At 66.7% G+C, this 20388-nt stretch carries 22 protein-coding genes; 17 read left to right on the top strand and 5 right to left on the bottom strand.

Features of this window, described 5'->3' with window-relative positions; genetic code table 11:
* The first annotated feature begins 28 nt into the window (after positions 1–28).
* Together OCUBac02_RS23215 and OCUBac02_RS23220 are read left to right on the top strand one after the other, a co-directional pair.
* Positions 29–874: an aldo/keto reductase gene (locus OCUBac02_RS23215; protein WP_173049064.1), complete on the top strand. Its 846-nt coding sequence runs from the start codon at positions 29–31 to the stop codon at positions 872–874.
* A gap of 132 nt (positions 875–1006) precedes the next feature.
* On the top strand, positions 1007–1672 hold the full coding sequence (locus OCUBac02_RS23220; RefSeq protein ID WP_173049066.1) for a L,D-transpeptidase: 666 nt from the start codon (positions 1007–1009) through the stop codon (positions 1670–1672).
* A 3-nt stretch (positions 1673–1675) separates the two neighbouring features.
* Here OCUBac02_RS23220 and OCUBac02_RS23225 read toward each other — a convergent pair whose 3' ends face one another.
* Positions 1676–2560 carry an aldose epimerase family protein gene (locus OCUBac02_RS23225; RefSeq protein WP_173049068.1) on the bottom strand — a complete coding sequence of 295 codons (885 nt, stop codon included), beginning with the start codon at positions 2558–2560 and terminating at the stop codon, positions 1676–1678.
* A gap of 190 nt (positions 2561–2750) precedes the next feature.
* Between OCUBac02_RS23225 and OCUBac02_RS23230 the strand changes: the two genes are divergently transcribed.
* The 3 genes from OCUBac02_RS23230 (at position 2751) to OCUBac02_RS23240 (ending at position 5224) form a co-directional block, all read left to right on the top strand.
* On the top strand, positions 2751–3647 hold the full coding sequence (locus OCUBac02_RS23230) for a 2-dehydro-3-deoxygalactonokinase (RefSeq protein ID WP_173049070.1): 897 nt from the start codon (positions 2751–2753) through the stop codon (positions 3645–3647).
* Positions 3644–4564, top strand: a complete 921-nt coding sequence (locus OCUBac02_RS23235) for a ribokinase (RefSeq protein WP_173049072.1) — start codon at positions 3644–3646, stop codon at positions 4562–4564. Before OCUBac02_RS23230 ends, OCUBac02_RS23235 begins: the two co-directional genes overlap by 4 nt.
* A gap of 132 nt (positions 4565–4696) precedes the next feature.
* Positions 4697–5224 carry a retropepsin-like aspartic protease family protein gene (locus OCUBac02_RS23240; protein ID WP_173049073.1) on the top strand — a complete coding sequence of 176 codons (528 nt, stop codon included), beginning with the start codon at positions 4697–4699 and terminating at the stop codon, positions 5222–5224.
* Between the two features lie 112 nt (positions 5225–5336).
* On the opposite strand, the gene OCUBac02_RS23245 is transcribed toward OCUBac02_RS23240, so the two are convergent.
* The 3 genes from OCUBac02_RS23245 to OCUBac02_RS23255 all read right to left on the bottom strand — a co-directional run bounded on the left by OCUBac02_RS23245 (position 5337) and on the right by OCUBac02_RS23255 (position 7286).
* Positions 5337–5942 (bottom strand): TadE/TadG family type IV pilus assembly protein, encoded by a 606-nt coding sequence (locus OCUBac02_RS23245; protein WP_047576419.1) that lies wholly within the window; start codon positions 5940–5942, stop codon positions 5337–5339.
* A 5-nt stretch (positions 5943–5947) separates the two neighbouring features.
* A complete protein-coding gene (locus OCUBac02_RS23250) occupies positions 5948–6487 on the bottom strand; it encodes a TadE/TadG family type IV pilus assembly protein (protein WP_052232100.1) in 540 nt (179 codons plus the stop codon).
* A 301-nt stretch (positions 6488–6788) separates the two neighbouring features.
* Positions 6789–7286: a pilus assembly protein N-terminal domain-containing protein gene (locus OCUBac02_RS23255; RefSeq protein ID WP_047576421.1), complete on the bottom strand. Its 498-nt coding sequence runs from the start codon at positions 7284–7286 to the stop codon at positions 6789–6791.
* A 415-nt stretch (positions 7287–7701) separates the two neighbouring features.
* Between OCUBac02_RS23255 and OCUBac02_RS23260 the strand changes: the two genes are divergently transcribed.
* The 9 genes from OCUBac02_RS23260 (at position 7702) to OCUBac02_RS23300 (ending at position 16446) form a co-directional block, all read left to right on the top strand.
* Entirely contained in the window at positions 7702–7875 is a 174-nt protein-coding gene (locus OCUBac02_RS23260; protein ID WP_082009641.1) for a Flp family type IVb pilin, read from the top strand.
* Between the two features lie 152 nt (positions 7876–8027).
* Entirely contained in the window at positions 8028–8540 is a 513-nt protein-coding gene (locus tag OCUBac02_RS23265) for an A24 family peptidase (protein ID WP_047576422.1), read from the top strand.
* Positions 8541–8665: 125 nt separating this feature from the next.
* A complete protein-coding gene (gene cpaB / locus OCUBac02_RS23270; protein ID WP_173049075.1) occupies positions 8666–9439 on the top strand; it encodes a Flp pilus assembly protein CpaB in 774 nt (257 codons plus the stop codon).
* Positions 9436–10881: a type II and III secretion system protein family protein gene (locus OCUBac02_RS23275; protein ID WP_047576426.1), complete on the top strand. Its 1446-nt coding sequence runs from the start codon at positions 9436–9438 to the stop codon at positions 10879–10881. Before cpaB ends, OCUBac02_RS23275 begins: the two co-directional genes overlap by 4 nt.
* A gap of 33 nt (positions 10882–10914) precedes the next feature.
* Complete coding sequence (locus OCUBac02_RS23280) at positions 10915–11661, top strand: CpaD family pilus assembly protein (RefSeq protein ID WP_173049077.1); 747 nt, start codon at positions 10915–10917, stop codon at positions 11659–11661.
* A 20-nt stretch (positions 11662–11681) separates the two neighbouring features.
* Complete coding sequence (locus tag OCUBac02_RS23285; protein WP_047576438.1) at positions 11682–12926, top strand: P-loop NTPase; 1245 nt, start codon at positions 11682–11684, stop codon at positions 12924–12926.
* An 80-nt stretch (positions 12927–13006) separates the two neighbouring features.
* A complete protein-coding gene (locus OCUBac02_RS23290; RefSeq protein WP_173049079.1) occupies positions 13007–14455 on the top strand; it encodes a TadA family conjugal transfer-associated ATPase in 1449 nt (482 codons plus the stop codon).
* 27 nt (positions 14456–14482) lie between these two features.
* Positions 14483–15460: a type II secretion system F family protein gene (locus tag OCUBac02_RS23295; RefSeq protein ID WP_173049081.1), complete on the top strand. Its 978-nt coding sequence runs from the start codon at positions 14483–14485 to the stop codon at positions 15458–15460.
* 8 nt (positions 15461–15468) lie between these two features.
* A complete protein-coding gene (locus tag OCUBac02_RS23300; protein WP_173049083.1) occupies positions 15469–16446 on the top strand; it encodes a type II secretion system F family protein in 978 nt (325 codons plus the stop codon).
* 120 nt (positions 16447–16566) lie between these two features.
* On the opposite strand, the gene OCUBac02_RS23305 is transcribed toward OCUBac02_RS23300, so the two are convergent.
* Positions 16567–17430 carry a tetratricopeptide repeat protein gene (locus OCUBac02_RS23305; RefSeq protein WP_173049085.1) on the bottom strand — a complete coding sequence of 288 codons (864 nt, stop codon included), beginning with the start codon at positions 17428–17430 and terminating at the stop codon, positions 16567–16569.
* A 168-nt stretch (positions 17431–17598) separates the two neighbouring features.
* On the opposite strand from OCUBac02_RS23305, the gene OCUBac02_RS23310 reads away from it, so the two are divergent.
* From OCUBac02_RS23310 to OCUBac02_RS23320, 3 genes are all read left to right on the top strand, one after another.
* Positions 17599–18981, top strand: a complete 1383-nt coding sequence (locus OCUBac02_RS23310) for a leucyl aminopeptidase family protein (RefSeq protein WP_173049087.1) — start codon at positions 17599–17601, stop codon at positions 18979–18981.
* Positions 18982–19061: 80 nt separating this feature from the next.
* Entirely contained in the window at positions 19062–19415 is a 354-nt protein-coding gene (locus OCUBac02_RS23315; RefSeq protein WP_047580968.1) for a MarR family winged helix-turn-helix transcriptional regulator, read from the top strand.
* 41 nt (positions 19416–19456) lie between these two features.
* Positions 19457–20314, top strand: coding sequence for a C40 family peptidase (locus OCUBac02_RS23320; RefSeq protein WP_047580970.1), 858 nt, complete (start codon positions 19457–19459; stop codon positions 20312–20314).
* The last annotated feature ends 74 nt before the right edge of the window (positions 20315–20388 follow it).

The raw sequence follows: 20388 nt of genomic DNA on the forward strand, positions 1-20388 counted from the left end.
AACCCCTTTCCGGCCGCGGGAGGCACGCATGACCGCAAAGCCCTTCGGAGTCTCCGGTCCACTCGTCCCGTCGATCGGCCAGGGGAGCTGGTATAGCGAGCAGGGCGACCGGCGCGAGGCGATCGCCGCCTTCCGGCGCGGGCTCGACCTCGGGCTGACCCATATCGACACCGCCGAGATGTATGGCGACGGCCGCTCCGAGGCGCTGATCGGCGAGGCCATTGCCGGCCGGCGCGACGAGGTCTTCCTGGTTTCGAAGGTATTGCCGCACAACGCCTCGCGACGCGGCGTTCAGGCCGCCTGCGAGCGCTCGCTGAAGCAACTCGGGACCGACCGGCTCGACTGCTACCTGCTGCATTGGCGCGGCCCGCATGCCCTTGAAGAAACCTTCGCCGCCTTCGAGACGCTGAAGCAGGAGGGCAAGATCCAGACCTGGGGCGTCAGCAATTTCGACGAGGACGATCTCGACGAGGCTCTCGCCGCAGCCGGCAAAGGCAAGATCGCCTGCAACCAGGTGCTCTACCATCTGCGCGAACGCGCGATCGAGCATGCGGTGATCCCGTGGTGCGCGCGCAACGGCGTCGCCGTCACCGCCTACAGCCCGTTCGGCCATAACGATTTCCCGGCTGTCGGCAGCGCCCAAGGCAAGGTTCTCGCCGAGATCGCCGCGAGTCATGGCGCGACGGCCCGTCAGGTCGCGCTCGCCTTCCTGACACGGCGCGACAGCGTCTTCGCGATCCCGAAGGCCGGCCGGGTCGCCCATGTCGAGGACAATGCCGGCGCCTTGAAACTCGCGCTCTCCGAGGCCGAGATCGCGCGGATCGACGCGGCTTTCCCTCGTGGCCGGAAGCCCGCCTCGCTGCCGATGATCTGAGCCGGCGGAAACCACGTTCCGCCTTCCGGCTTTACAAGCCGGGGGTGTCGGCGCTTTCCTAGAGTCAAGGGCGGCAGCCGTCAGAGCTCGACAACGCCTCATCCAGCAGTAGCGTCTTTCGGAGTGCGTGTGATGCGTCGCGTTCTCGGCTTCCTGGCCGTCCTGATCCTGTCGGCCCTGGCCGGCACCGCCCATGCCGGCGTCGATGTCCGGGTCGATATCGTCGCCCAGCGCATGACGGTGACCACCACCGACGGCGAGGTCTATGACTGGAAGATCTCGTCGGGCCGAAAGGGCTTCCGCTCGCCCAACGGCGTCTACCGGCCGACCCGGCTGGAGAAGAACTGGTACTCTCGCAAATATGGCGGCGCGATGCCCCATTCCGTGTTCTTCCGCGGCGGCTATGCGATCCACGGCACCACGGCCGTCGGTGCGCTCGGCCGCCCGGCCTCGCATGGCTGCATCCGCCTGCACCCGGCCAATGCCGCCAAGCTCTTCGCGCTGGTGAAGAAGCACGGCTCCAGCCAGACCAGGATCGCGCTCAACGGCGCGGCGCCCGACAATCTCTCGCGCTTCGCCAAGGCCTCCTCGCCGTCGAAGGCGAAGATCGCCAAGGCGGGTTCGTCCAAGCACAAGATCGCCAAGGCGAAGCAGCGTCATCAGGCGACGAGCGTCGCCCAGCAGCGTCGCGGCGGCGACTGGGAAGCGGCGCGCGGCCAGATCCTGCTGCGCCCCGCCCTGCCGGCCGGCGCCTATGGCTATCAGCCCTATTATCCGAGCAGCTACGGCTGGCGCTGAGCGCTAGATCGCTTCGGGCACGATCCTGAGCCAGCCTTCGAGCGTCTCGCCAGGCGCCAGCCGCTGCAACGGCGCCGCAGCGCGGGCCGGCGGTTCGCTCGGCGCGCCGATGGCGTGGCTCTGCGGCTCGACGCAGAGGAAATCCGCACCCGCCGGCGCCCAGACCACCGGGCAGTCGAGATTGTCGCTCGCGGTCAGGGTGATCGCGAGGCCGGTCGAGGGCGTCTCGATCCGGGCCCGGCCGTCCCAGCCGAGGAAGCTCCAGGCGGTCACGGTCTCGGCACGGAAGGGCTTGGCTTCGGCATAGGGCCCGCCAGCGGCGAAGGCCTGCTGGCCAGTGGCGCGGAAGGCCTCGCCGAACACCAGCGCGCCGGTGCTGCGCATGACGAGGCGCGTGTCGGCGGCGCAGGAAAACCAGGGATGATGCCCCATACCGAACGGTAGTGCCGCCGTCGCATCGTTGGTGATCGCCATCCGGACGGTCATACCGGCTTCGTCGAGGATGACCTCCTGCCGCGCCCGGTAGCGATAGGGGTCCGCCCCCTCCGTGCGGCGATGTTCGAGGACGGTATGACCGCGGTCATACTCCAGGACGTCCCAGGCCGCCTGCCAGCCGAAACCGTGGATGGCGCCGCCGGGATCGTTCTGCGGGACGCGGAAGCGCCGCTCGCCATCGTCGACGACGCAATCGAAGGCGCGGTTGGCAAAAGGCAGCAGCGCCCATGTCCCGAAGAAATTCGGCGAGGCCGTGCCCGGCTGCCGCCCGGCAGGCGGATAGAGCACGTCATGACGCCGGCCATCCGGACCGCGCCAGTTCAGCGAGGAGACGATGCCGCCCATCTCGGGATGAATGACGGCGTCGAGGCCGCCCGCCTGCAGTTCGAGCATCCGGCTTGTCCGATTCGTCCCTGCCATCAAGACTTTCAGGGTTGCCGCGAAGGTCCGCGCTATACAAGGCTTCTCTGCGGCTGCTCTTGACCGAGCCGGGTGCGGCGGAGACAGTCGCCGCGCCTGGATCGCAGTTCGTCCCGCCGGATGCGTAGCGATCCATCTATTTGTCGTCGCTTCGGATTCTGCCATGCCCAAACCTCTGATCGCGCTCGACTGGGGAACGACCCGCGCGCGCGCCTTCCTGATCTCGGAGGCGGGCGCGGTGCTGGAGCGGCGCATCGCCGATCGCGGCATCCAGTCGGTTCCGGCGGGCGGCTATCCGGATGCCTTCGCGGAGCTTGCCGGCGATTTCCGGCAGGCCGCGCCCGATGCCGCGATCGTGCTCGCCGGCATGGTCGGCAGCCGCAACGGCTGGATCGAGGCGCGCTATGTTCCCTGCCCGGCTTCGCCCGCCGAGATCGCTGCCGCCGCGATCAAGGTCGAACTCGATGCCCAGACGACCGCGACCATCCTGCCCGGCCTGAGCTGCGACGACGGCGCCTTCGACGTGATGCGCGGCGAGGAGACGCTGATCGTCGGCCTCGGCCTGAGCGACGGCATCGCCTGCCTGCCCGGCACCCATTCGAAATGGGCCGAGATCAGGCAGGGCCGCATCACCCGCTTCGCCAGCTTCATGACCGGCGAGATCTACGGGCTGCTACGCAACGATTCGATCCTCGCCCGGCTGGCCGAGGCTCCATCCGAGTCGGACACGGCCGAGGGTGCCGCGCGCGGCCGCGCCGCGGCCGGCCGTGCGGGCGGGTTGCTCAACACCGCCTTCGCGGCGCGTACCGAAGTTCTCGCCGGCCGGATGGCGGGCGGCGCGGTCGGTCCCTATATCTCGGCGCTGCTGGTCGGACAGGAGATCGCCGGCGCCGAAGCCCTGTTCGGCAAGGGCCAGACGATCCACCTCGTCGCGGACGGAGCGCTGGCCGAGAGCTATGGCGCGGGCCTGCAGGCACGGGGGCACACCGTGCAGATCGTCTCGCCCGAAGCAGCTTTCGTTGCTGGCATTGGGCGGCTCGCGGCCGGTCTGCCGGCATGATCGTCGTCTTCGGCTCGATCAATATCGACCTCGTGACCCCGGTCGAGCGCCTGCCGGGGCCGGGCGAGACCGTCCTCGGGCCGGGCTATGCCCTGCATCCCGGCGGCAAGGGAGCGAACCAGGCGCTCGCCGCCAGACGGGCTGGCGCGGATGTCGTGCTCGTCGGCGCGACCGGGCGTGACCGATTCAGCGATGCCGCGCTGGCGCTGCTCGCCGCCGACGGCGTCGATCTCGATCATGTCGGGCAGGTCGACGCACCGACCGGCGCAGCCTTCATCGCGACGGACCGGGACGGCGCCAACCAGATCATCGTCGCGGCCGGCGCCAATGCGGCCGTGCGGCCGGATGCCTTGCGGCAGATCGAGCTCGCGGCGGAGGATATCCTGCTCCTGCAGCGCGAGGTCCCCGAGGAAGCCTGCCTGGAGGCCGCCCGCGCGATGAAACGGGCCGGCGGGCGCGTGATCCTCAATCTCGCCCCCGCCGGGGTGCCGTCAGCCGCCATGCTGGACCAGCTCGACATGCTGGTCGTCAACGAGCACGAAGCGATGGTGCTGGCGCAGGCGCTCGGCTGGCCGGAACGCGATCCGGACGCGGTTGCGCGACGGCTCGACGGCGACCGCGGCATCGCCACGATCGCGACGCTGGGAGCGGCCGGTGTCGTGGCCTGGATCGGCGGGGCCCGTCATCGGCTCGAAGCCCCGCAGATCGATGTCGTCGACACCGTCGCGGCGGGAGACAGCTTCACCGGCGCCTTCGCTGCCGCGCTCGCGGCCGGGAAGACGATGGTTGCGGCGCTGCGCGACGGGCTCGCCGCCGGTTCGCTCGCCTGCACGCGGCGGGGAGCCCAGCCGAGCATCCCTCATGCGGCCGAGATCGCGGCACTGGCCGCCACGCTTTCCGGCGAAGCCGGGCGGTAAGCCCGGGTTAAGCCTGTCCGCAGCCCTGCGGCCCTCACCGTCCGGTTGCAGGCAAATGCCTGCAACCCGTTCACGCTTCGTCAGGGCTCGCTTGCGCATCCTGGACGCACCGGCAGAGGACCGGAGGGGGCCGTGACGACATCACCATTGACTTGGGCGTTGAGCGTGGCCGGTGCCGCAGCCGTCGGCGCGCTATCGTATACACACTGGCTCGCGCCGCGCATGGCCGGCGAAGCGCCTTCCGTCGCGGTCGCCGCGACCACGCAGAGGATGCCCGGGCCACGCGTGCCCACCACGCTCGCCGTCGCTGCCGATTATCGCGGGCACTATATCGTCCACCCCTCCGTCGACAATTACCGCATCAAGATGATGGTCGATACCGGCGCCAGTATCGTCGCGCTGACCGCGGCGGACGCGCGCGCCCTCGGCATCAGGAGCGACGCCTCGACGCGCAAGGTCATGCTCAGCACGGCCAACGGCAGGGTCACCGGCTTCCGCACCGTGCTGCGGGAGATCCGGCTCGGCGAGATCGTCGTCCGCAATGTCGATGCCGTGGTCCTGCCCGAGCGCGCGCTCTCGATGAGCCTGCTGGGCAACTCCTTCCTCAGCAAGCTTCTGGGCTACGAGGTCCAGACCGGGCGCATGGTGCTGCGGGGATAGAGCTTACCCGCGGATATCCGACGTTCGGGAGCCCCGACGACCCGGTACCGGCCCCTCCACAGAAGATGCAGCCGGGCGGAATGGTGGCTCTCCGCCTCGGAGGTCGATCAGCTCAGTTGAAATTCGGGCAGGCGTTCGTACCCGTCCGCACCACCTGCTCGATATTCAGGGTACCGCCAGCCACGCCGTTGCGCGGGCGCGCATAGATCGCATTGTCGCCGAGCTTGAATGTGCCGGTGAGGACATAGCCGACGGCCGGTGTGTAGCTGTAGCTCGCTTTGGCCATGATGACCGAGGTGTTCGGAATCCGGACGCTGTCGGGCACCGCGATGGTGGCTCCGCGTGCCGGCGCCATTCCATTGCGCTGGTTGCTCCAGCAGACCTTGGCCACGCCCGACGCGTCGATGACGACATTGGCGATCACCATCGAGGCCTTGCTGTTGTCATACGGCATCAGGATGGTCTGCGCGGCATTGAAGATGTTGTCGACATCCGCATTCGAAACCGTCTGGACGCGTGCCGTGAGATCGCTGAGCGCCGAGGTCAGTTGCGTGACTTTGCGGTTGACCATGACGAGTTGCACGGTCTCGACCATTCCGACGTACGCAATGGCCATCACCGGCAGGAGCATGGCGAACTCCACGATGGCCACACCGTCCCGGTTGCTGCAGAATTGGCGGCAGGAACGGAGGGCTTTCAGTTTCCGCATGAGAATCATCCTTCTCAAGACCCTGCGGCGGGAGCCGCGCCCGACGAGACGAAGGGTTCCGCCCTGAAGGCCATGCTCACGACGATGCCCCGCCGGCCCGAGCCGATATTCGCCAGCGCAGCGGAAGCCCAGCTCGTCAAGAACAGCTTGTAGTCGAGCACGGCGCGGACGACGACGATGTCGTTGCCCTGAGGCTGGACATAGGTGAAGCCGCCCGTGCTCAGGCCGCCGCCCGAAATCGGATTGCTGGCGGACGTCCCAGAGGAGGCGGCGGCGAAGTTGTCATAGACCCGGACATCGATGAAGAGCTTCGTGCAGTCGATCAGACCCATCGGCGCTACGGCACAAATGTCATCCCGGAACTTCGCCGCGTTCGCTGCTCCAGTGGCTCCGTTATAGATGGTCCGCGATTGCCCAGTGATCAGCGAGCGGGCGACCCGAGACAGCGACTCTTCCAAGACCTGGCTGGTCCAGAACATCAAGGCCGTTTCGATGATCGCGAAAAGCAGCGCGAAGAACGGCGCTGCCAGGAATGCGAACTCGACGATGGCCACTCCGTCCTGGGAGCGGCGAAAGCGCCGGAGCAGTAGAAGGCGAGCATTGCGGCGCCGAGACCCGTCATCGGGCAAGGGCATTGTTTTCGTGGTGTCGAACATCCATTTGCCCCGTCGAGTTTCGGCCCAGGCCGGAAATCTCTACGGCAAAAGAATTTCAGATCGGTTAGGGGCGCCGCCGGCCAGCCGGAATCGCGGTGAAGATTTCGCTAACCATGTGCGAGGGCAACGGAAGTCTCGCGCGCGCCTGCGTACTTGAATACGAGGGCTGCGACTTATGGCGCATCAACCTCAAAGCAGCCTAGTTCCGCGCGCCGCCCGCGGCGAGCGCGTTGCGAGCGGCCGCCTGCCCCGTTGTGCGTCCGAAGAAGGGCTGGGCATCGCCCAACTGGACCGAAGGCTCGCAAGTCGGATTGCAGGCATAACTTTCGCGGTCCATGCCCCGCTGAACCGTCAGGACCTCGTCGGACGCCGCACCGACCCGCACCATCGATTCGGCGAGCAGCGATCCGTTGGCATCCAGCGCGATCAGATTGGTCACACCGAAACTCTTGCCGGTGACGATCATCACACCGTTGCGCTGAACCGATACATCGGCGATGGCCGGATTGCCGACGACGACCGTCTGAGCCTTCTCGGGCAGGCGCACGACCTTGGCGTGATCGACGAGAACAATCACGCTGTCGGATTTTCCCTGAGGCGTCGCTGCGGCGGTGCCGCACATGGTCAGCGCAAGGGCCGTTGCAGCCACCCAACGGGTTAGCCGAAGGCGCCCTTCAGGAGCACGAATGATCAACATGGCGGCGCCTCAAGCTTTGCGACCGCCTCACTGAAGCCCAAAATGATGAATCAAATCCTAAGCGTGCGGCGAACAGCGATCTCGCGCGACAGACTCAATGATGCCGCAGCGGAACAACGATGAAGGCCAGAGCTTCCTGCCGATCCAGATGAAAATAAATCGGTATTATTCGATCCATTAAACACCTTGTTTACCGACAAAAACTCAGAATCCCGACTTTACTCATAAGCTAACCGTCAATTTATGCCTGCTCAATCGAGCGTTAACCACAGAAAAAACACTGCGACAAAGAAGCCAATTCTTCGATCAGCTTAACCGATCAGCAAGATGAGCGGGCTAGTGTCGTTCCTGTCGCTGACCGAAGCCACCTCAGAGCACAGGCAGCCGTCAAACCGTGGTGTAAAGGAGATTTCGCATGACCAACGTTTTCGCTCGCTTCGTCAAGGATGAGTCCGGCGCCACCGCCATCGAGTACGGCCTGATCGCCGCTCTCGTCGCCGTCGCCGCCATCGCCGGCATGACCACCCTCGGCACGAAGCTCAGCGCCCTGTTCACCGGCATCGGCGGCAAGCTCAACGCTCCGACCTGATCGCTGCGGAACCTCAGGTTCCGACCTTTAGGGAACGCCCCGGTCTCACGCCGGGGCGTTTCTCGTTCGGATGGTCCATTCTGTCGGCAAACCCGTAAGGCTTTGGTGAGGGATGGCTGTCAATCTGCGGGCATTGCCGATTGGATCATGCCATGTCGCTGTCCCTGATCGTCCTCCTGGGCGTCTTCCCGTTCGCGATGGCCTATGCCGCAGCGAGCGACCTCGTCTCAATGACGATCTCGAACCGGCTCTGCCTGTTCCTTCTCGGCGCGTTTGCACTATGCGCCGCCGTGCTCGGCCTGAGCCTTCCCGAGATCGGCTGGCATCTCGCGGCCGGTGGACTGGTTCTGGTGATTGCCTTTGGATTGTTCGCGGCCGGCTGGATCGGCGGCGGCGATGCCAAGCTCGCGGCCGCCACGGCCGTCTGGTTCGGCTTCGACCAGCTGATGCCTTATCTGACGATCGCCGGCATCCTCGGCGGCCTGCTGACAATCTTCATCCTCGCGTTGCGCTCGCGGCCGCTGCCGGCTCCCGTCGAGACATGGCCCTGGCTGCGCCGGCTTCATGCGGCCAACGAGGGAGTGCCCTATGGAATCGCGCTCGCTTTCGCCGCGCTGCTGATCCTGCCGGAGACGTCCATCTGGCACGCGGCGATCGGCATCTGAGCGGCTTTGCATGCCGGAATGCCGGCAGGCTTCAAAAAATATACGACCGATTAACCATAAGTTGACGTTTGACGAAGACGATCCGGGTCGAGAGCCAATCACGCTTGGCTGAGGATCGTTCGTCCATGAGTCCCGCACGCATCATCATTCTTGTGGTCGCGCTGGCGGCAGGGTTAGGAGCAGCACTGCTTGTGCAGGGTCCCTCCGACGCCCCCGCTCCCGTGGCGAAGGTCGAGGCAGCCCCGACTGTACCCGTCCTGGTCGCGGCCAGCGACATCCCCGTCGGCAATACGGTGACGGCCAACGACCTGCGCTGGTTGGAATGGCCGCTGGCCAGCGTACCGGCCGGCATCATCCGCAAGGACGAAACGCCCGAGGCCGAAAAGGAGATCATCGGACAGGTGGCGCGCTATGCCACCCTGGGCGCCGAACCGATCCGCCGCGAGAAGCTGATCAAGACCGACGGCACCGGCTTCCTTTCAGCTGTGCTGCCCTCCGGCATGCGGGCCGTTGCGATCTCGACCGACAGCCGCGGCGCCAGCACCGCCGGCGGCTTCATCCTGCCGAATGACCGCGTCGACGTGATCTCCACCACGCGCAGCGAATCAGGCGGCCAGGAGAACTATGCCAGCGAGGTCATCCTGCGGAACATCCGCGTCCTGGCCATCGGCCAGAACGTGCAGGAGCGCAACGGCGAGAAAGTCGTCATCGGCGAGACAGCAACGCTGGAAATCGAGCCCGGGCAGGTCGAGAACCTGATCCAGGCTCAGAAGAAGGGCACGCTCTCGCTGGCGCTGCGCAGCCTCAAGGATGCCGGCGAAACGACGCCGCCCTCCCAGGCCGACCACTCCCTGACGCTCGTACGCTACGGTGTCACCTCGAAGAGCGTGAAGCCATGATCAGATCTTCCCTCCGCCTCGCGACGGCTCTCGCGCTTGCCCTGGCCGCCGGCAACGCCACTGCCCAGACCACAGGCAAAGGCCCTGCCCCGGTGCTGAATGTCGGCTCGAGCGAGAGCGCGATCTCGCGGAAGCTCGATCTCTCGATCGGCCGCTCGCTCATCGTCGAATTGCCGCGCGACGCGAAGGAAGTCTTCGTGGCCAATCCGAAGGTCGCCAATGCGGTGGTCCGGACGGCGCGCAAGCTCTTCGTGATCGGCATCGCCGACGGAAACACTTCGATGTTCGTCATGGACGGCGACGGCCAGCAGATCACCGCGCTCGACATCAATGTCGGCCGCGATCTCAACGTCCTCCGGCAGACGCTGCGCACCGCATTGCCAAACTCGCAGATCGACATCAAGCCGGCCGGCGATTCGATCCTGCTCGTCGGAACCGTGCCGAACGCTTCGGAAGCGACCCAGGCCGTTGACATCGCCAAGGCTTTCGTCGGCGGCGCCTCCTCCTGGCGCAGCGGGACGGTGATCAATTCGCTGACGCTACGCGATCGCGACCAGGTGATGGTGAAGGTCACCGTTTCCGAAGTCTCACGCAAGGCGATCAAACAGCTCGGCATCAACTCGACTGGCGAGTGGAAGCTCGGGAAGTTCTCCATCACCCCTTCGATCGAGAACCCGTTCCCGCTGCAACCGCAGCAGCTTTCGGCCACCGCTATCGGCGCCGGACTCGGCAATTCCCAGAATTTCACGCTGCGAGCGCTTGAACGCGCAGGCCTGGCTCGCGTTCTCGCCGAACCGACGGTTACGGCCATCTCGGGCGAGAGCGCCAAATTCACCGCCGGCGGCGAAGTACCGGTGCCGAAGGGCCAGAACTGCTCCTACGACATCCTCAACCGGCGCACCTGCCAGGTTCAGATCGAGTACAAGCCCATCGGCGTCGCCCTGAATTTCACGCCGATCGTGCTGTCCGACAACAAGATCAGCATGCGCATCGCGACCGAAGTCACTGAACTCGACTTCGAGAACCAGCTTCGCTTCAACGCTGCCAATGACGAGGCCCTGAACGTGCCCGCGTTCCGCGTGCGCAAGTCCGACACCACGGTGGAACTGCCCTCGGGCGGCACGCTGGCAACGGCCGGCTTGATTCAGCGCGTTTCGAAGCAGTCGATCAACGGCCTGCCCGGGTTGATGAACCTGCCGATCATCGGAACCCTGTTCCGCTCGCGTGACTACCAGCGCGAGGAAACCGAGCTGATGATCATGGCGACGCCCTACATCGCCAAGCCGATGCAGCCGAACCAGATCCAGAGACCCGACGACGGCTTCGTCGAGGCACATGATTCCCAGGCGATCCTGCTCGGCCGCCTCAACAAGATCTATGGCAGCGGTGGTGGCCCGGTTCCCCAGGCCTACAAGGGCCGCGTCGGCTTCATCGCCGACTGAGCCCCGGTGAAAACGATGATGGATGGCCCGACCATGACGGTTTCCTCCCGGATCGACTCGACAGGACTGCGCCTGATCGCCGCCGTGCTGGCGCTCGGCGCCGTGCTCGGCGGCTGCGCCAACCGGACGGCCGGAGGCGACACTCTCGCCTACGGTCCAGACGACGTGCGCGAGCGCCATCCGATCGTGCTGCGCGACGCACCCCGCTCGCTCGACGTCTTCGTCGGGCGCGCCGGCGGCAGGCTCGACGCCCGGCAGGCCGAGGATGTTGCCAGCTTTGCCCGCGAGTTCCGCCTCTCCGGCAAGGGCGGCCTCGTGGCCGAAGTCCCGACCGGCGACCGCCGCGACCGTGCCGCGCACGACACGCTCAACGAAATCAGGGCCGAGCTGGCTCGCGGCGGTGTCTCGCCCCGCATCCTCAGCGTCCGCAGCTATCCGGTGCAGGATCCGGGACTGGCCTCGCCGATCCGGCTGACCTTCGCTTCGCTACAGGCGAGCGTGGCACACGCTTGCGGGCAATGGCCGTCCGACATCGGCAGCTCCGATTTCAAGTTCTCGTCCTCGAACGCGCCCTACTGGAATCTCGGTTGCTCGTCGCAGGCGACCCTGGCCGCGCAGGTGGCAGATCCGCTGGACCTCGTCCGGTCGCGCGACGAGGGTCGCCCCGATATGGTCAAGCGCATGGGCGCGATCGCCAAGATCCGCGAGGGCCGCGATCCTTCGACCCAGTACCGCCAGCAGACGCCGCAGATCAACTCGACGGTCGGAGGCGGAAACTGATGCAGGCCGACACCCGCGACATCCCTGCGATCGACCTGCCGAGCGACGAGATCATCGCGCCGCTGCCGCGCGTCACGCTGCAGGCCTTCTGCGAGACCCCGGCCGTCGCCGCGACCATGCAGGCCGCGATCGCCGACCGGCGCATGGACAAGGCCCATGCCCGCGTCCAGATGGGGGGCCCGGCTGCGGCCGTCGAGGCCTTCCGCGCGGCGCCGACCCCCAACATCATCGTGCTCGAAGCCGTTGCCGACCCGGCGACGCTGGTCTCGCATCTCGAATCCCTGTCGGAAAGCTGCGATGCCGGCACCAAGGTCGTCGTGATCGGCCATGTCAACGATGTCCAGCTCTATCGCGACCTGATGCGCCGCGGCGTCAGCGAATACCTGATCGCGCCGCTGGAGCCGCTCGATGTCCTGCGCACGCTGTCGGATCTCTACACAGCCCCCGAAGCCCGCAACCTCGGCCGCGTCATCGCGGTGATGGGCGCCAAGGGCGGCGTCGGGGCCTCGACCGTCGCCCACAACGTCTCCTGGGCGATTGCGCGCAACCTCGACGCTTCGACTGTGGTGGTCGATCTCGACATTGCCTTTGGTACGGCAGGGCTCAACTTCAACCAGGACCCGCCGCAAGGTATCGCGGAAGCGGTATTCGCACCGGAGCGCCTCGATTCCAATCTATTGGACCGGCTGCTCTCGCGTTGCAGCGACAATCTCGCTCTGCTCGCCGCTCCGGCCGTCCTGGATCGGACGGTCGATCTTAACGAGGACGCGCTCGAACAGCTGCTGGAACTGCTCAGAGCCAGCGTGCCGTGCATCGTCCTCGACGTGCCGCATCAGTGGAGTGCCTGGGTGAAACGGATGGTGCTCAGCGCCGACGAGGTGGTCATCGTGGCCGAGCCCGAACTCGCTTCCCTGCGCAACGCCAAGAACCTCGTCGATCTGTCGCGCGCGACCCGGCCGAACGATGCGGTCGCCCGGCTCGTCCTCAACCGCGTGGGCGTTCCGAAGCGGCCGGAGATCAGCACGTCGGAGTTCTCCAAGGCGCTCGGCATCGACGTGCTCAGCACGATTCCCTTCGACGCCCAGCTTTTCGGCACGGCCGCCAATAACGGCCAGATGATCGCCGAGGTGCAGGCCGGCAGCAAGGCGACCGAGGCCTTCACCCAGATCGCCAGCGCCCTGACCGGGCGCGGCGAGGCCAGACGCAGCCGGCGCAGCCTGCTCGATCCGTTCGTCGCGAAGCTGAAACGCCGCAAGGCCTCGTGAGGAACAGGAACTGACGATGACGGCGAGCCGCCCGCGCGCGAGGCGAGAGACCGACCCGATCCGGGCGGGAGAGTGACGAGATGTTCGGCAAGCGATCCGCAGGCGCCGGTCATGCGCCCAACCTGAAGGCAAGGGTGCCCGCAGCCGTGCAGGCCGCCCCGCGCAAGCCCGAGCCGGCTCCAGCCGCCCTGGAAGAGCGCAAGATCGCGCCGATGGTCGAGGCGGCTCCGCGCTCCGACGACTACTACCAGATGAAGAGCATGATCTTCGGGGCGCTGATCGAGGCGATCGATCTGTCGCAGCTCGCGAAGCTCGATGCCGAATCCGCGCGCGAGGAAATCCGCGACATCATCAACGAGATCATCTCGCTGAAGAACGTCGTGCTGTCGATCGCGGAGCAGGAAGAACTGCTCGACGACATCTGCAACGACGTGCTCGGCTACGGACCGTTGGAGCCGCTTCTGGCCCGCGACGACATCGCCGACATCATGGTCAACGGCGCCGGCCGGACCTTCATCGAAACCGCCGGCAAGATCCAGCTCACCAATATCCGCTTCCGCGACAACGCGCAGCTGATGAATATCTGCCAGCGCATCGTCAGCCAGGTCGGCCGGCGCGTCGACGAAAGCTCGCCGATCTGCGACGCACGCCTCGCCGACGGTTCGCGCGTCAACGTCATCGCACCGCCGCTGGCGATCGACGGCCCGGCCCTCACCATCCGCAAGTTCAAGAAGGACAAGCTGACGCTCGACCAGCTCGTCAAGTTCGGCGCGATCTCGCCGCCGGGGGCCGAGATCCTGAAGATCATCGGCCGCGTCCGTTGCAACATCGTCATCTCCGGCGGCACCGGCTCGGGCAAGACCACGCTGCTGAACTGCCTGACGAACTATATCGACCATGACGAGCGCGTCATCACCTGCGAGGACGCCGCCGAGCTCCAGCTCCAGCAGCCGCATGTGGTGCGTCTCGAAACCCGCCCGCCCAATCTCGAAGGCACCGGCGCGGTGACGATGCGCGACCTCGTCAAGAACTGCCTGCGCATGCGGCCCGAGCGCATCATCGTCGGCGAGGTGCGCGGACCCGAGGCCTTCGACCTGCTCCAGGCGATGAACACGGGCCATGACGGCTCGATGGGCACGCTGCACGCCAACTCGCCGCGCGAGTGCCTGAGCCGCATCGAGTCGATGATCACCATGGGCGGTTTCTCGCTGCCCTCCAAGACGCTGCGCGAGATGATCTGCTCGTCGATCGACGTCATCATCCAGGCCCAGCGCCTGCGCGACGGCTCGCGCCGGATCACGCACATCACCGAAGTGATGGGCATGGAGGGCGAGGTGATCACGACGCAGGACCTGATGCTCTACGACGTCACCGGCGAGGATGCCGCCGGCAAGCTTATCGGCCGGCACCGCGCCACCGGGGTCGGACGGCCGCGTTTCTGGGAGCGCGCGCGCTATTTCAACGAGGAGCAGCGCCTCGCCGCCGCGATCGACCAGCTCGAAGAGGCGGGCACCAGCAATGCGCTCTGACCGGAAGCTTTCGCGGGGAAGCCGGGCATGAACACGAGCACGCTGGCCGTTGCCCTGCTGGCCATGTTCGCCGTCGGCGGCGTGGTCTACGCGCTGCTTTATCCGACGCTCAGCGGGGAGAAGCGCGCCGAGAAGCGGCGCAAGGAGTTCGCAGGCCCAAGCACGGCGCGCGGTATCGACCGCGAGGCGCAGGCCCGGCACAAGCGCGGCCAGATCGCGCAGAGCCTGAAGGAGATCGAGAACCGCGAGAACGAGCGCAACAAGGTCTCCCTCGAAACACGCATTGCCCAGGCTGGCCTTAGCTGGACGCCCAAGAAATATTACGGGATCAGCGCAGGACTTGCAGTCGCGCTGGGCTTCGCGCTCTGGCTCGGCAGCGGAAGCTGGATCATCGGCCTGGCCGGCCTGTTCATCGGCGGCTTCGGCATGCCCGCCTGGTTTCTGAAGCGCTGCAAGGCCAAGCGCCTCAAGAAGTTCGGCGTCGAATTCCCGAATGCGCTGGACGTCATCGTACGCGGCATCAAGGCGGGCCTGCCCGTGAACGACTGCCTGCGCATCATCGCCAACGAAGCCGTCGAGCCCGTGAAGGGCGAATTCAGGACGATCATCGAGGCTCAGGCTCTAGGCCTGCCGCTGGCGGAAGCCACCAGCAAACTGTTCGAGCGCATGCCCTGTGCCGAGGCCAATTTCTTCGGCATTGTCATCGCCATCCAGCAGAAGACCGGCGGCAACCTCTCCGAGACGCTCGGAAACCTGTCGCGCGTGCTGCGCGAGCGCCGCAAGATGCGTGACAAGATCCAGGCGGTATCGATGGAGGCCAAGGCCTCGGCCGCCATCATCGGATCGCTGCCTCCGGTGGTGGCACTCCTTGTCTGGCTCACCACCCCGAAATACATCGAGATTCTTTGGATCAGCCAGACCGGAAAGGTCGCGCTGGTCGCAAGCGGCCTGTGGATGCTGATCGGCGTCCTGATCATGCGCAAGATGATCAACTTCGACATCTGAGGCGAACGATGATCTCTCAAATCGCCAACAGCGTCACCAATCCGCAGTTCATGCTGGCGCTGCTGGCCGCCATCGCGGCGGCTGCGACCGTGCTGACGATCGCGATCCCGCTGACCGAGGGCAACAGCCTCCAGAAGCGCATGAAGAACGTCGCGACGGAGCGCGATAAGATCCGCGCCCGCGAACGCGAGCGTCTCAACCGGCAGAATGAGAAGGTCTCGTTGCGGCAAGAGCCCAAGGCGTATATGCGGCGCATCGTCGAGCGCTTCAAACTCGGCGACTGGTTGGGCACGGAGACCGCCAAGAAGCAGCTCGCCATGGCCGGCTATCGCGGCCCCCAGGCCGAAATCGGCTTCCTGTTCTTCCGCCTGGCCGTTCCCGTGGGGCTGTTCCTGTTCACGCTGTTCTACGTCTTTGCGATCAATGATTTCGGCCAGAGCTTCACGGTCAAGGTCGGGATGGCGATCGGCGGCGCGTATCTCGGCATCAAAGCGCCGGAGATCTTCCTGTCGAACCAGATCAGCAAACGGCAGGTGTCGATGCGCCTGGCCTTTCCGGATGCGCTCGACCTGCTGCTGATCTGCGTGGAATCCGGCATGTCGATCGAGCATGCGTTCCGCAAGGTTGCGGGCGAGGTTGGCAATCAATCGGTGCCGCTGGCGGAAGAGTTTGCGCTGTGCACCGCCGAACTCTCCTATCTGACCGATCGGCGCATCGCCTACGAGAACCTTGCGCTGCGCACGGGTCTCGAAAGCGTGAAATCGGTCTCGACCGCTCTGATCCAGGCTGAGCGCTACGGCACGCCGCTCGGCACCGCCTTGCGCGTGCTGGCCCAGGAAAGCCGCGATCAGCGCATGTCGGCCGCGGAGAAGAAGGCGGCAGCGCTGCCGCCGAAACTCACGGTGCCGATGATCCTGTTCTTCCTGCCGGTGCTGTTCGTCATCATCATGACGCCGGCGATGGTGCAGGTCTTCAAGTGGCAGTGAAGCGTCTTCGCTCACCAACGATGTCTCGCTGACGCAAATGGCCGAAGCCTTGCAGCTCCGGCCTTCTTTGGTTTCCACGCTGTCGTTCGCGACGCGCTCGAGCCGGGGCGGATAGCCGTTTCAGGCGGGCGGGGCGGCCGCGGGCCGCGGACCGGCTCCCTGCGCGCCCTGAACGGCCGGCTGCCTCGCCGGCGCCTGGGCCTTGCCCTTGCCGCCCTTGAGCAGTTTCCAGCTATTCTGCTGGCTGACGCTGCGCTTGAGATAGGCGATCGTCTGGGCAGCCTCGGCCGGGCTCTGGTCGCGGCGGGCCAGCGTCTCGGCCTCGCCGAAGCGCCCTTGCAGGCCCAGCACCAGCACGAGGTTCTGGCGGACGCGGGCATCAGCGCGTTCGGAGGCCGCGGCCTCGGACAGGATTCGCTCCGCCTCGGGCAGGTTCCGCGACAGGGCGAGCGACAGCCCGTAATTCGACATGATCGTCGGCTCGTTCGGGGCGAGCTTCAGCGCCGACTGGTAGATCTGCTGGGCACGGGCGTGATCGCCGAGCTGGTCGGCAACCGTGCCCTGCGCCGACAGGATGCGCCAGTCCGGCCGCTCGGGCGAGTGCGCCCGCGACAGCACGTCGTCCGCCTCCTGGAAACGGCCGTTATCGGCGAGCACGCGGCCATAGGCGCCGAGCAGCTCGCGATCGCCCTGATGGGTCAGGACGGCGCTCTGCAGCACGGCCAGCGCCTGCGCGTTCTGGTCGAGGCTGCGCAGCGCCCGCGCATAATAGAAGGCGGCGTCGCGATCCTTCGGGTTGGCGTCGTAGCGCTTGGCCCAGCTGTCGCGCTCGGCCTGCCAGTCGGATGCGCTGCGCGGCTGGCTCGCCTGGCTGCGGCCGATCGAGCCGGTGACATCGCCGAGGCCGCCGCGACCCTGGCACCCCGCCAGGACGAGCGCCGCAAGGCAGACGGCGAGGCCGAGGACGGGACGCGCGCGCCGCACGGGCTCGCGGGCTGAAGAATGGGGCCGGGCAGAAGACATGGGCCGGATCGCCTCCCGAAAACGGGTCGTCGGATGGGTTCGTCTGGTCGATCCGGTGATAAAGCGTTAACCCTAATGCATTCTTAATTCCCGCCCCGGCACCCCTGCCCGAAACCGAAACAGCGCTCCGTGCACAGCCTCCTGACCTCCGCTTCTGCTGCCGCCATTCCCGTCCACGTCATCTCGGCCGGCAACTGGCCCGCGCTTCAGGACCAGCTCCCGGCCGCCCATCGCGGTTTCGCCCTCGCGCAGGGTTTCGCGGCCCGCGCCGGGCAGCATTGCCTGCTGCCGGATCAGCAAGGCGCGCTGGCAGCCGTCCTGCTCGGCATCGATGCCGGTGGGCGCCGGCCCGATCCGTTCGCGGCCGGGCGCCTTGCGGCCCTGCTGCCGGCCGGCGATTACGCGCTATCGGGCGAGGTCGGCGATCCTGCGCTGGCGGCGCTGAGCTGGCTGCTGCAGGGCTATCGCTTCGATCGCTACCGCAAGCCGAATCCGGCCCGCGCCCGGCTGGTCGTGCCCGGCGGCGTCGATGGCGAGGACATCAGCCAGATCGCCGAATCCGCCATGCTGGCGCGCGATCTCGTCAACACGCCGGCCAACGAGCTCGGACCGGGCGAGATCGAGGCGGCGATCCGCGGGCTCGCCGGCGAATGCGGCGCGACCGTCACCAGCATCGTCGGCGACGACCTGATCACCCGCAATTTCCCGATGATCCATGCGGTCGGCCGCGCCTCGACGCGGGCGCCGCGGCTCGTCGACCTCGTCTGGGGCGATCCCGTCCATCCCAAGGTCACGCTCGTCGGCAAGGGCGTCGCCTTCGACACGGGCGGGCTCAATCTCAAGCCCGATGCCTCGATGCTCCTGATGAAGAAGGACATGGGCGGGGCTGCGGCGGCGATCGCCGCGGCGCGGATGATCATGCTGGCGAAGCTGCCGGTTCGTCTGCGCCTGCTGGTGCCCGCCGTCGAGAACGCCGTGTCGGGCAGCGCTTTCCGCCCGGGCGACGTGCTGGCGAGCCGCAAGGGCCTCTCGGTCGAGATCGGTAACACCGATGCCGAAGGCCGGCTGATCCTGGCCGATGCGCTGGCGCTCGCCGACGAGGAGGCACCGGGGCTGCTCGTCGATTTCGCGACGCTGACCGGGGCTGCCCGGACCGCGCTCGGCCCGGAGCTGCCGCCCTTCTACACCCATGACGAGACCCTCGCCGGCGAGATCGCCCGGCTCGGCATGGCCGTGAACGACCCGGTCTGGCGCCTGCCGCTCTGGCCGCCCTATGACGGCCTGCTCGAGTCCAAGATCGCCGATGTCAACCACATCTCCGGCGGCGGCATGGCCGGCTCGGTCACGGCGGCGCTGTTCCTCAACCGCTTCGTCGAGAAGACCAGATCCTACGCGCATTTCGACATCTATGCCTGGAACCCCTCGAACAGGCCGGGACGGCCGGAGGGCGGCGAGTGCCAGGGGGCACGGCTGATCCACGCGCTGGTGAAGCAGCTTCATCCCGGCAGTTAAGCCTGTTCCGCAAAGGCGATTGCGCGAAACCCGCCACGCGATAATGATACGGGTCCGTAACGATCTGGACCCGTTCCTTCATGCCCCTGGAGATCAGGCCTTCGCAGGCGCTCAAGCTGTGGCGGCAGGTGCATCTCGATCTGGTGCGGGACCATGACGCCGATCTCTCGGCACGCCAGACCGCGATCCTGCTGACGGTCTATCTCGAATTGCCGCCGCATACGGTGCGCGGGCTCGCCGCGCAGCTCGGCGTGACCAAGCCGGTGATAACGCGCGCGCTCGATACGCTCGGCAAGCTCGGCCTGCTCACCCGCAAGCGCGACGAGGCGGACCGCCGCAATGTCGTGATCCAGCGCACCGTCGCCGGGGCACTGGCCGTCGAGCGGCTGGCCGATCTGGTCACGGAACACGCCAAGGAGATCGGTGGAAGCTGACGCCTCTCCCGAACTGCCGCCCGCCACGCTAGATTGCCGCCATGACCGCGATTCTCGACCGCCGCATCCACGCTTTCCGCCCCGACCTCGCCGCGCGGGCGCTGACCGGACAGGTCGAGGCCGCCCGCTTCACCGACCCGCAGCCGATGCGCGTCGTCGCAGCCTCCGCCCCGATACGGCGCGAACCGCGCCCGGACGCGGCGCTCGATACGGAAGCGCTGGCCGGCGAGCTGGTGCAGGTCTATGAGCGCGAGGAGGGCTGGGCCTGGGCGCAGCTCGCCCGTGACGGCTATGTCGGCTACATCCCCGATGACTTCTTACGGCCGGACCAGCCTGACCCGACGCATCGGGTCGCAGGCTTACGGACATTCGTGTATCCCGGCCCCTCGATCAAATTGCCGCCGCTCGCCGCGCTCTCACTCGGCGCCGGCGTCGCCGCGATCGAGAACAAGGGCGATTTCGCGGTTCTGGCCGATGGCGGCCATGTCTTTGCCGCGCATCTCGCGCCGATCGACCAGTTTGAACCGGATTTCGTCGCTGTGGCCGAACGCTTCGTCGGCGTGCCCTATCTCTGGGGCGGCAAGACCAGTCTCGGGCTCGACTGTTCGGGGCTGACGCAGCTTTGCCTGGCAGCGGCCGGCATCTCCGCGCCGCGCGATTCAGACATGATGGAAGCGACGCTCGGCCGACCGGTCGAACTGCGCGAGGACCTCGCCGGCCTGCAGCGCGGCGACCTCGTCTTCTGGAAGGGCCATGTCGGCATCCTGACCGCTCCCGACACGCTGCTCCATGCCAGCGGGCATGTGATGAGCGTCTATCGCGAGCCCCTGCGCGAAGCGCGCGACCGCATCCGCGCCAGGAGCTTCGGCGAGGTCACGGCCATCAGACGGCTGGGCTGACGCCCCGATCCATTAAAAGCGGGCCGTCATCCCGGGCGGAGCGAAGCGCAGACCCGGGATCCATGCCTGAACCT

The organism is Bosea sp. ANAM02 (assembly GCF_011764485.1).
Taxonomy (GTDB): domain Bacteria; phylum Pseudomonadota; class Alphaproteobacteria; order Rhizobiales; family Beijerinckiaceae; genus Allobosea.

Bases quoted from the DNA above. Each gene is read 5' to 3' on its own strand.
- OCUBac02_RS23225 (WP_173049068.1), bottom strand. From the start codon at position 2,560: ATGCTCGAACTGCAGGCGGGCGGCCTCGACGCCGTCATTCATCCCGAG.
- OCUBac02_RS23215 (WP_173049064.1), top strand. From the start codon at position 29: ATGACCGCAAAGCCCTTCGGAGTCTCCGGTCCACTCGTCCCGTCGATC.
- OCUBac02_RS23315 (WP_047580968.1), top strand. From the start codon at position 19,062: ATGCCCCTGGAGATCAGGCCTTCGCAGGCGCTCAAGCTGTGGCGGCAG.
- OCUBac02_RS23290 (WP_173049079.1), top strand. From the start codon at position 13,007: ATGTTCGGCAAGCGATCCGCAGGCGCCGGTCATGCGCCCAACCTGAAG.
- OCUBac02_RS23280 (WP_173049077.1), top strand. From the start codon at position 10,915: ATGACGGTTTCCTCCCGGATCGACTCGACAGGACTGCGCCTGATCGCC.
- OCUBac02_RS23265 (WP_047576422.1), top strand. From the start codon at position 8,028: ATGTCGCTGTCCCTGATCGTCCTCCTGGGCGTCTTCCCGTTCGCGATG.
- OCUBac02_RS23320 (WP_047580970.1), top strand. From the start codon at position 19,457: ATGACCGCGATTCTCGACCGCCGCATCCACGCTTTCCGCCCCGACCTC.
- OCUBac02_RS23245 (WP_047576419.1), bottom strand. From the start codon at position 5,942: ATGATTCTCATGCGGAAACTGAAAGCCCTCCGTTCCTGCCGCCAATTC.
- OCUBac02_RS23295 (WP_173049081.1), top strand. From the start codon at position 14,483: ATGAACACGAGCACGCTGGCCGTTGCCCTGCTGGCCATGTTCGCCGTC.
- OCUBac02_RS23220 (WP_173049066.1), top strand. From the start codon at position 1,007: ATGCGTCGCGTTCTCGGCTTCCTGGCCGTCCTGATCCTGTCGGCCCTG.
- OCUBac02_RS23235 (WP_173049072.1), top strand. From the start codon at position 3,644: ATGATCGTCGTCTTCGGCTCGATCAATATCGACCTCGTGACCCCGGTC.
- OCUBac02_RS23260 (WP_082009641.1), top strand. From the start codon at position 7,702: ATGACCAACGTTTTCGCTCGCTTCGTCAAGGATGAGTCCGGCGCCACC.
- OCUBac02_RS23300 (WP_173049083.1), top strand. From the start codon at position 15,469: ATGATCTCTCAAATCGCCAACAGCGTCACCAATCCGCAGTTCATGCTG.
- cpaB (WP_173049075.1), top strand. From the start codon at position 8,666: ATGAGTCCCGCACGCATCATCATTCTTGTGGTCGCGCTGGCGGCAGGG.
- OCUBac02_RS23255 (WP_047576421.1), bottom strand. From the start codon at position 7,286: ATGTTGATCATTCGTGCTCCTGAAGGGCGCCTTCGGCTAACCCGTTGG.
- OCUBac02_RS23230 (WP_173049070.1), top strand. From the start codon at position 2,751: ATGCCCAAACCTCTGATCGCGCTCGACTGGGGAACGACCCGCGCGCGC.
- OCUBac02_RS23275 (WP_047576426.1), top strand. From the start codon at position 9,436: ATGATCAGATCTTCCCTCCGCCTCGCGACGGCTCTCGCGCTTGCCCTG.